The sequence below is a fragment of the Flavobacterium sp. genome, assembly GCF_020217025.1.
Taxonomy (GTDB): domain Bacteria; phylum Bacteroidota; class Bacteroidia; order Flavobacteriales; family Flavobacteriaceae; genus Flavobacterium.
In genome coordinates this window covers 1-10,000 of record NZ_JAIWOF010000111.1, presented here as the reverse complement: position 1 = coordinate 10,000, position 10,000 = coordinate 1, and the positions used below count along the sequence as shown (strand labels likewise).

Annotated in this window: 9 protein-coding genes; 5 read left to right on the top strand and 4 right to left on the bottom strand. The window is 33.1% G+C overall.

Going from position 1 to position 10,000, the window contains the following annotated elements:
- Positions 1–234 (top strand): superoxide dismutase (locus tag LDL23_RS05450; protein ID WP_291264806.1); only part of this gene is annotated, 234 nt, incomplete at its 5' end.
- Between the two features lie 376 nt (positions 235–610).
- Here the strand turns inward: LDL23_RS05450 and LDL23_RS05445 are convergent.
- On the bottom strand, positions 611–2,797 hold the full coding sequence (locus tag LDL23_RS05445; RefSeq protein WP_291264805.1) for a glutamine synthetase III: 2,187 nt from the start codon (positions 2,795–2,797) through the stop codon (positions 611–613).
- Positions 2,798–2,918: 121 nt separating this feature from the next.
- On the opposite strand from LDL23_RS05445, the gene LDL23_RS05440 reads away from it, so the two are divergent.
- Positions 2,919–3,482, top strand: a complete 564-nt coding sequence (locus LDL23_RS05440; protein WP_291264804.1) for a DUF1543 domain-containing protein — start codon at positions 2,919–2,921, stop codon at positions 3,480–3,482.
- 34 nt (positions 3,483–3,516) lie between these two features.
- On the opposite strand, the gene LDL23_RS05435 is transcribed toward LDL23_RS05440, so the two are convergent.
- Positions 3,517–4,035, bottom strand: a complete 519-nt coding sequence (locus LDL23_RS05435; protein WP_291264803.1) for a hypothetical protein — start codon at positions 4,033–4,035, stop codon at positions 3,517–3,519.
- Positions 4,036–4,142: 107 nt separating this feature from the next.
- On the opposite strand from LDL23_RS05435, the gene LDL23_RS05430 reads away from it, so the two are divergent.
- Positions 4,143–4,283 carry a hypothetical protein gene (locus tag LDL23_RS05430; RefSeq protein WP_291264802.1) on the top strand — a complete coding sequence of 47 codons (141 nt, stop codon included), beginning with the start codon at positions 4,143–4,145 and terminating at the stop codon, positions 4,281–4,283.
- A 3-nt stretch (positions 4,284–4,286) separates the two neighbouring features.
- Positions 4,287–4,658, top strand: coding sequence for a YchJ family metal-binding protein (locus tag LDL23_RS05425; RefSeq protein WP_291264801.1), 372 nt, complete (start codon positions 4,287–4,289; stop codon positions 4,656–4,658).
- On the opposite strand, the gene LDL23_RS05420 is transcribed toward LDL23_RS05425, so the two are convergent.
- Positions 4,655–5,131 (bottom strand): GyrI-like domain-containing protein, encoded by a 477-nt coding sequence (locus tag LDL23_RS05420; protein WP_291264800.1) that lies wholly within the window; start codon positions 5,129–5,131, stop codon positions 4,655–4,657. The two genes, LDL23_RS05425 and LDL23_RS05420, sit on opposite strands and share 4 nt — an antisense overlap.
- Positions 5,132–5,190: 59 nt before the next feature.
- Positions 5,191–8,616: a methylmalonyl-CoA mutase family protein gene (locus tag LDL23_RS05415; RefSeq protein WP_291264799.1), complete on the bottom strand. Its 3,426-nt coding sequence runs from the start codon at positions 8,614–8,616 to the stop codon at positions 5,191–5,193.
- Positions 8,617–8,743: 127 nt separating this feature from the next.
- On the opposite strand from LDL23_RS05415, the gene LDL23_RS05410 reads away from it, so the two are divergent.
- Positions 8,744–9,454, top strand: coding sequence for a DUF4197 domain-containing protein (locus tag LDL23_RS05410; protein ID WP_291264798.1), 711 nt, complete (start codon positions 8,744–8,746; stop codon positions 9,452–9,454).
- Positions 9,455–10,000 lie beyond the last annotated feature (546 nt).

Below are 10,000 nucleotides of genomic sequence, written 5' to 3'. Positions count from 1 at the left end.
TTAGTAGTTACTCGTGATGGAAAATTAGCCGTGACTAGTACCGCTAATCAAGATAATCCACTAATGCCAAACGCAGAAGTTAGAGGCACTCCCATTTTAGCTATTGATGTTTGGGAACACGCCTACTACTTACACTATCAAAACAAACGTAATGAATATTTAACCGCTATTTTCAACGTAATTGATTGGAACATAGTGAATGTTAAATACGAAACAGCAATCAGTAAAATTTAATATTACTATTATTTCTAAAAATTTACTAGTCTAGCTTTTGCTAGACTTTTTTTTTCTGAAAAGCTGAAAAAAAAATACATTTTAGTAAAAATATGCAGAAAAACTACAGCAACCACTCCAATAAAACCTCTTAATTTTGACTTATCTAAATTTGAAAGCTTTTCAAAACTATTTCTGCTTTTTTATAGTTTTGAAATCGTTAGTGCGAAATAATTTAAGGGGTTAAATTATTTTACTAACAATCTTTGCAATGTATCAAACAAATCATTGCAAATAAATTTAAGCACTTGGTTAGTTAATTTAGGGGTAAATTATTATTATCAAGTTGCAAACAAAAAATCCCAATCTTTCGATTGGGATTTTCTTTTTTAATTAATTACTTCGTAAATAACAACTCTCTGTATTTTGTTAGCGTCCAAAGTTCGTCGTCTACTAACAATTCTAATTTGTCAGCGTGGTAACGAATTTCTTCGAAGTATGGTTTTACTTTATCACAATAAGCGTCTGCCATTTTTTCTGTGCTCGTTAAGGCATTTGCTTTTTTACGTTCTTCGGTCATTTTTTCAACTTTCGTGTTGATACCTTCAATGTGTTCAGAAATTTCTTTGATTAACGAAATTTGTTCTTTAGCGATTTTTTCAAAGTCTTTTCCGAAAATTTCTTTTAATCCTTTTACGTTTTCAATTAACACATTTTGGTAACGAATAGCCGTAGGAACCACATGATTACGAGCGATATCACCTAAAACTCGACCTTCGATTTGGATTTTTTTCACGTATTCTTCTAATTCAATTTCGTAACGTGATTCAACCTCAACATGATTCATTACTCCCATTTCTCCAAACAATGCAATTGCTTTTTTAGAAACTTTCGCTTTTAATGCTTGTGGTGTTGTTTTGTGATTACTTAAACCGCGTTTTTTAGCTTCTTTTTCCCAAGCTTCGCTATAACCGTCGCCTTCAAAAAGGATAGTTTTCGTTTGCTTAATATATTCTCTTAATACGTTGAAAATGGCTTCGTCTTTCTTTAAATCGTTTTTCTCGATTAAAGCATCTACTTCAATTTTGAAATCTTTTAATTGTTTTGCTACAATTGTATTTAAAGTCGTCATCGAAACCGCACAGTTAGCAGAAGAACCAACGGCTCTAAACTCAAATTTATTTCCTGTAAAAGCAAATGGAGACGTTCTGTTTCTGTCGGTATTGTCCAACATTACGTCTGGTAATTTACCAACAACGTTTAATTTTAAATCGGTTTTTTCTTCTGGAGATAATTTCCCTTTTGAAACTCCTTCTAATTCTTCTAACACTTTTGAAAGTGCGTCACCAATGAAAACTGAAATAATTGCTGGTGGTGCTTCATTCGCTCCTAAACGGTGGTCGTTACTTGCAGAAGCAATTGATGCTCTTAACAATTCTTCATAATCATGAACCGCTTTAATCGTATTGATGAAAAACGTTAAGAATTGTAAGTTGCTCATTGGTGTTTTTCCTGGAGATAATAAGTTGATTCCAGTATCAGTAGCTAATGACCAGTTGTTATGTTTACCCGAACCATTAACTCCTTTGAATGGTTTTTCATGGAATAACACTTTAAAATCGTGACGTTCTGCCACTTTTTGCATTACGTCCATTAATAATGAGTTATGGTCTACCGCTAAATTCGTTTCTTCGAAGATAGGTGCTAACTCAAATTGGTTAGGAGCTACCTCGTTGTGACGCGTTTTAACTGGAATTCCTAATAACATACATTCGTTTTCTAAATCACGCATATACGTTAAAACTCTAGTAGGAATCGAACCAAAATAATGGTCGTCTAATTGCTGCCCTTTTGCAGCAGTGTGACCTAATAAAGTTCTTCCAGTTGCTAATAAATCGGGTCTTGAGTTGGCTAAAGCTGAGTCAACTAAGAAATATTCTTGTTCCCAACCTAAAGTTGGTGTTACTCTTTTTACGTTTTTATCGAAATATCTTGCAACGTCAATTGCTGCAGAATCGATAGCATGTAACGCTCTTAGTAAAGGCGTTTTGTTATCTAATGCTTCACCTGTGTACGAAACGAAAACTGTTGGAATACATAAAGTAGTCCCAAAGATAAAAGCTGGAGATGTTGGATCCCAAGCAGTATATCCTCTAGCTTCAAATGTATTACGAATTCCTCCATTTGGAAAAGAAGACGCATCTGGTTCTTGTTGTACCAATTGACTTCCGCCAAATTTTTCTACTGGATCACTTCCATCAGGAAATGTTTCGAAGAAAGCATCGTGCTTTTCCGCAGTGGTTCCAGTTAATGGTTGAAACCAGTGCGTGTAATGAGTTACTCCTTTTGATAATGCCCACTCTTTCATTCCCAATGCAATATAATCGGCAATTTTTCGGTCGATTTTTACTCCTTCAGCAGCAGCTTTAACAGCTTTGTAAGCCTCTGGTGTTAAAAACTGTCGCATCGCTTTATCTCCAAAAACATTACTACCAAAAATAGCTGATTTTCTATCCAATTCCTCTACATGAACTGGTTTTCTGTCGGTTGCTTTTCTTAAAGCTTGAAAACGAAATGTTGACATAAGTTGTGTGTGTTTAAAGTTATACCCTTGAAAAGTTATGCAAATATATAATTTTTTTAAATATTTTTACAAATACCCCTATTTTTTTAGGGGTAAAAATATTTTTTACTACTTTTACATTATGAAAACATCAAATTTATACATGATAATATTGGGATGTACTCCAAAAGGACGCTATACCGAACAACATGACATCTTTTTTGGCATTGGAAGTAGTTTAAAAGAATTAATTCCAGACATGAATGCTTTTTGGCCTGAAGCTAAAGGAAGAATCCATATCGATGCGTGGCAAAAAGTAACTTCTGTTGATGGATTTGCAATTGAAATAATTTTTAATGACGGAAAATTAGAACAAGAAGAGCAATTATTCTTTTTAAACTTAGGCGGTTACAAAGAAGGCGAATTTGAAGAATACCATTATAAAGTATTAGTTGTTGCTAAAACAAAAGCCGAAGCAATTAAGAAAGCCAAACAAACTACTTTCTATAAACATTTTGGTTTCAAAGGAGCCGAATCACATATTGATGATAAATATGGAGTTGATGTTGATGATATTCACAATATTGAAGAAATTCTTTCGGATAAATTCAAATCGCAGTATCGTTTGAAAATAACAAAAACCAATGTAATTTCAGAAGATGAAAAACACATTGGTTATTTAAAGTTGGATAAAATATCGGTATAAAAAAAGAGCTATCGGATTGGATAGCTCTTTATATTTAAAGACTTTTAATATTATTCGGATTAATTCCGTAAGCTTGTATTACCGCATCATAATCATTAAAATCGATTTGTTGCGCACTTCTATTAGAAAAATAACCTGGAATAATTACAATTCTAAAGGTTTGATTATTGATATACTGAGGTGTACTTGCTAAATTATAAGTACCATCTGCATAAATAGTAAAATCTTCTCTACTAAAATCATAATCATAATCTAATTCATCTCCTCCACTCAAATATAATGTTCGAGGAATCAATTGCCAAACAGGAGTATTTGAATCTATAACATCCGACATTCTATAAATTAATATATTATCAGAAGCATAAATTTGAGGATTTAAAGTTCTATAAATAAAATATCCTCCAGTTGAACTATTGTAACTAAAATTGACATTTCTCAATTCAAAAACCTCGCTTATAGTATCGTTATCCACATTATCTTGAACTTCGTTAACTGTACAACTTTGTAGTGTTATCATCCCGATAAAAGCTATCAATAAAGTAATTTTCTTCATAATCTTTAATTTTTAAATGTTTTCCTATATAGATATAACCAATTGTTGTGCCAAAAATTTATCACACTTTATTTTCTTATCTTTGAAACTTCAAAAAAGCTTGTAAAATGGGAAGAAATAATCCAAAAAATATTAAAGCACACAACGATAAATTGCACAAAGAGCAAGCAAAAGAAAAAGCTAAAAAGAATGCTCGCGCCGAAAAATTGAAAGAGATTACTAGAAAGTTCAATGAAACTAAACAATAATTTATGCCAAATTGTTATTGCGGAAATTCTATTCCTTTTCAAGACTGTTGCGAACCTTATATTAAAGGAATTGCCAATGCCACAACTGCCGAAAAATTAATGCGTTCTCGTTACAGTGCTTTTGCAACAGGTGCCGCTGATTATTTGGTAAACACTACTCACATTTCTAAAAGACGCTACCACAACAAAAAAGATATTTTAGCTTGGAGTCAAGCCAACAAATGGTTAAAGCTAGAAGTTTTGGCTTCAACTAAAAACACGGTAACTTTCAAAGCGTATTATTTAGATGAAAATTTAAAAGCGCAAGTCCATTATGAACATTCTACTTTTAAATTGGAAAATGGGAAATGGTTTTATGTGGATGGCGAATATTAAATTCTCTTTTTGATTGGAATCCAAATTTCCTCTTCAGAATCGGGAGCATTATTTTTGTATTTTTCTCCTAAAATTTCAAATTGAGGTCGATTATCTAATTCATATCCGGAATTTGGCAGCCAAACACCAAAAATATAACCAAATGTTTCTCTTGCTTTTGAAGCATCTCCAATATGATTGAAAACAGCATACAAACCTTCCTCAACAATTAATGACTGCATTGCTTCAGGAATAAAATCAAAATCTGACACAGGAACAACAGCCCATTTTACAAATTCAGTTTGTGGATTGAAATCAAAATTTTCAGGATTGATTTGAATGTTAAATAAATCAGTACCAAAAGCATTTTGAATTTCATTTCTTCTAGGCATAAATTTTCCCCACAACTCCCCTATTCGATAATCTGAATAAGAAAATTGACTATTCATTCCGATGAATTTTGTTGTTGGAAAGGTTTTTATGATTGGTTGCATGTTTCAAAAATAAAAAAACCTCCCAAATGGAAGGTTTTTTATTTAAAATATTTAAAATTTTACATATTTCTTCTATACTGACCACCCACCTCAAACAATGCGCTGGTAATTTGTCCTAACGAACACACTTTCGTAGCATCCATTAATTTTTCGAAAATGTTTTGGTTGTTGATAGCAGCTTCTTGAATTACATTTAATTGTTCTTCAACCTTGTCAGAATTTCTCTTATGCAGATTATTTAACATATCAATTTGATATTGTTTTTCTTCCTCTGTTGCACGAATAACCTCAGCTGGTATAACTGTTGGTGAACCTTTAGAACTCAAGAACGTATTTACCCCAATAATTGGGAATTCTCCCGTATGTTTCAACGTTTCATAATACAATGATTCTTCTTGAATTTTAGAACGTTGGTACATGGTTTCCATTGCACCAAGAACTCCGCCACGTTCTGTGATTCTGTCAAATTCTTGTAAAACAGCTTCTTCCACTAAATCGGTTAATTCTTCAATAATAAACGAACCTTGAATAGGATTTTCGTTTTTCGCTAAACCTAACTCTTTATTAATAATCAACTGAATTGCCATTGCTCTTCGCACTGATTCTTCTGTTGGTGTTGTAATCGCTTCGTCGTAAGCATTCGTGTGTAACGAGTTACAGTTATCGTAAATTGCATATAACGCTTGTAAAGTCGTACGAATGTCATTGAAATCAATCTCTTGTGCGTGTAATGAACGTCCAGAAGTTTGAATGTGGTATTTCAACATTTGTGCTCTTTCGTTCGCTCCGTATTTATTTTTTAAAGCTTTCGCCCAAATTTTACGCGCTACTCTACCAATTACCGCATATTCTGGATCAATTCCGTTTGAGAAGAAGAACGATAAATTCGGACCGAAATCGTTGATGTTCATTCCGCGACTCAAATAGTATTCCACATAAGTAAAACCATTTGCTAACGTGAAAGCTAACTGCGTAATTGGATTCGCACCCGCTTCAGCAATATGATATCCAGAAATAGAAACCGAATAGAAATTACGAACATTTTGTTTGATGAAATATTCTTGAACATCTCCCATTAAACGTAAAGCAAATTCCGTTGAGAAAATACAAGTATTTTGCGCTTGATCTTCTTTTAAAATATCCGCTTGAACCGTTCCACGAACTTGTGCTAACGTTTTTACTTTGATATCTTGGTAAACCTCTAAAGGTAAAACTTGGTCACCAGTTACTCCTAAAAGCATCAAACCTAAACCATTATTTCCTTCTGGTAAAGCACCTTGATATCTTGGACGTTCTACTCCTTTTTTCTTGTAAATTTCATTGATTTTAGCTTCAACTTCATCTTGTAAACCGTTTTCAATGATATATTTTTCACAGTTTTGATCGATGGCAGCATTCATAAAGAATCCTAACAACATTGGTGCTGGACCATTAATTGTCATCGAAACCGAAGTTAACGGATGACTTAAATCGAAACCTGAATATAATTTCTTAGCATCGTCTAAACAACAAATCGAAACTCCTGCATTTCCAATTTTCCCATAAATATCTGGTCGAACGTGTGGATCATTTCCATATAACGTTACGGAGTCAAAAGCGGTTGATAAACGTTTTGCTGGTAATCCCGCAGAAACATAATGGAAACGCTTGTTGGTTCTTTCTGGCCCTCCTTCTCCGGCAAACATTCTACTTGGATCTTCTCCTTCGCGTTTGAATGGATATAATCCTGATGCGAATGGGAATTCTCCTGGTACGTTTTCTTGTAAATTCCATTTTAAGATATCGCCCCAAGCTTGGTATTTTGGTAACGCTACTTTTGGAATTTGAGAATGTGATAACGATTCGGTATGCGTTGCGATTTTGATTTCTTTATCACGAACTTTAAAACTATAAACCGGATTTTTGTATTTATTTACTTTTTCGTCCCAAGTTAAAATGATTTCCCAATTGTATGGATCCAAATTCATTTTTACGCGGTCGAATTCTTTAGTCAATAACGAAACAAAATCTTTGTTATCAGCAGTAATTTTTAAAGAACTTTCAACAATTCCAGCTTTGTCTAATTGTGGTACATTTCCATTAACTGATTCAACAGTTTTGAAAATTCCATATAATTTTTGAGCTACTTCTACTTGAGAAAGTGCTGTTTCGTCGTATTTTCTATTGTTTTCAGCAATTTCAGATAAATAACGAGTTCTGTGAGGCGGAATTACGAAAATTTTCTCGCTCATTTCACGCGTAATTTCGAAAGTCGATTTCAAATCCGCTCCTGTTTTTGCTACAATCTTATCCATGATAGATTTGTAAAGCGTATTCATTCCTGGATCGTTGAATTGCGATGCGATAGTTCCAAAAATTGGCATTTTATCGGTATCTACATCCCAAAGATTGTGATTGCGTTGGTATTGTTTTTTTACATCACGAATTGCATCTAATGCACCACGTTTGTCGAATTTATTCAATGCTACTAAATCAGCAAAATCTAACATATCGATTTTTTCTAACTGAGTTGCTGCTCCAAATTCTGGTGTCATTACATATAACGAAACATCAGAATGGTCCATAATTTCGGTATCTGATTGCCCAATTCCTGAAGTTTCTAAAACAATTAAATCATATTTTGCTGCTTTCAATACTTGAATCGCTTCAGCCACATATTTCGATAATGCTAAATTTGATTGACGAGTTGCTAGCGAACGCATGTAAACACGAGAATTGTTGATGGCATTCATACGAATTCTATCACCTAACAAAGCGCCACCTGTTTTACGTTTTGATGGGTCAACCGAAATTAATCCGATGGTTTTTTCTGGGAAATCAATTAAAAAACGACGCACTAATTCGTCTACTAACGATGATTTTCCTGCACCACCAGTTCCTGTAATTCCTAAAACTGGGATTTTTGACGTTTCATTCTTTTGGTGAATTTCATCAAAAACCGACTTTGCAATTTCTGGAAAATTCTCAGCTGCCGAAATCAATCTTGCAATTGCAGTTGGGTTTTTCTCTTCGATATGCGATAATTCTCCCGTAAGTTTATCACCAATTGGATAATCGGAACGTTGCACTAAATCGTTAATCATCCCTTGTAATCCCATGGCACGACCATCATCTGGAGAATAAATTCTTTCGATTCCGTATTCGTGTAATTCTGAGATTTCAGAAGGTAAAATTACACCTCCACCTCCACCAAATATTTTGATGTGACCTGCTCCTTTTTCTTTAAGCAAATCGTACATGTATTTGAAATATTCGTTATGACCACCTTGGTAAGATGTCATTGCTATTGCATTTGCATCTTCTTGAATAGCAGTATTTACAACTTCTTCCACACTTCTATCATGTCCAAGGTGAATTACCTCAACACCAGTAGCTTGAATAATTCTACGCATGATATTAATGGCTGCATCGTGTCCATCAAAAAGTGACGCTGCGGTCACAATTCTTACTTTATTTTTAGGAATATAAGGAGTTTGTAGTTCCATATGTAATTTTTGTTCGTTTTAAAGGGTGCAATTTACGAATTTAATAATTTTATTTCATTCAAAATTTTGAATTAATTGTGATAAAAATTGGCACTATCTTTGTCTAATAGTTGACAAAATATTTATCATGAAAAAAATCGTATTAAGTTTATTTGTTTTTAGTTTATTTGGATGTGCCGAAATGCAACAAGTATTAGACCAATTACCACAAGGAACTGGAATCTTGAGCCAAGCCGAAATAGGAAACGGATTAAAAGAAGCTTTGAATAATGGAATCACAAAACAAGTTTCGAAATTAACTGCAACCGATGGCTTTTTTAAGAATGAAGCTGTTAAAATTTTATTACCGCAAGAATTACAAGTGGTAGATAAAAAATTACGCCAAATAGGGATGAGTAAATTAGCCGATGAAGGATTGAAAGTCTTAAATCGTGCTGCAGAAGAAGCGGTAAAAGAAGCGACTCCAATCTTCGTTGATGCTGTAAAACAAATGACTTTTAATGATGCCAAAAACATTTTGATGGGTAATGAAAGTTCGGCTACGACTTATTTACAAAACACCACTTCTACTGCTTTGTATGCAAAATTTAATCCTGTGATTAAAAATTCGTTTGCCAAAGTAGGTGCTGATAAAGTTTGGACCAACATCATTACAAAATATAACGCCATTCCATTAGTAACCAAAGTGAATCCAGATTTAACCGATTACACTACAAACAAAGCTATGGAAGGTGTTTTCAAAATGATTGCTGTAGAAGAGAAAGATATTCGCACAAATTTAACCGCAAGAAGTTCCGATTTATTAAAAAAGGTTTTTGCTTTACAAGACAAAAAATAATGATTTGTAATTGATTTTTTACAGAAAAAACGTTTTCGTAAAAATTTAGTAATCAATAACATAAGAATAACATAACCTTAACATTAGATTTCAAAAAATCATCGGATATTTGCACTGTAATAAGAATAAAATTCTCATTTAGTTAGGGTTAGTTTAGAAAAAATCACTCCGATGCAAATCGGAGTTTTTTTGTTTTTATACGGCACGTTTTGTAAAGATTTTATTATATTTGAAAAACAAAAAAGTATGATGTTTATCATACATATCTAACCATAAATATTGAGATATGTATGACTGCGTCATATTTATAAACAAGTTAGCAAACAGCTTAAACCAAAATTCCGCAAAAAGGGAAAAGCTGAATGTTAGTGTTTGTAAAACAAACTTGACAAATGAACATATTTGCACAAATTTTTATAGCAATCTATCTTTTTCTATTAGGTATTGGCTCTCTTTCTTTAATGGTGATACTTATTTCAATGCTTTACAAGTATTCAGGTATCCCAACATATTTAGAACGTCGAAAATATAGTAAACTACAGAAAA